Source organism: Pseudomonas sp. AC229 (genome assembly GCF_979254655.1).
Window position 1 is genome coordinate 1 of sequence record NZ_CEEDHK010000078.1, and the last position, 252, is coordinate 252.

Here is a 252-nt window from a genome sequence, read left to right on the forward strand (position 1 = left end):
TCCCAGTGCTCGGGGCTCAGGGCGATGTCTTCCTGTGCGGCCAGCGCTTCGGCGGCGGCAGGTGACCAATCAGGGTGGTTCGCCAGGTAGCCGTCTTTGTCGAGGGCGATGGCGCAGTCTTCAACGATCAGTTCGTTCATCGCCAGGTGTTGACCTTGGCGAAGGCGGTGCAGCATTCGACGAAGCCGGGGGTAGTCGAGCGCTTTTACGCGCGGCGGCAGGGCGAGGTGGCGGGCGTGCAGATCTTCCTCC

Annotated in this window: 1 protein-coding gene; it reads right to left on the reverse strand. The window is 65.1% G+C overall.

The window, feature by feature from the left end; all coding sequences use genetic code 11:
- The coding region (locus AC0IW7_RS24915; protein ID WP_471821527.1) for a TusE/DsrC/DsvC family sulfur relay protein at positions 1-140 on the reverse strand (140 nt) is incomplete at its 3' end.
- Positions 141-252: the final 112 nt, after the last annotated feature.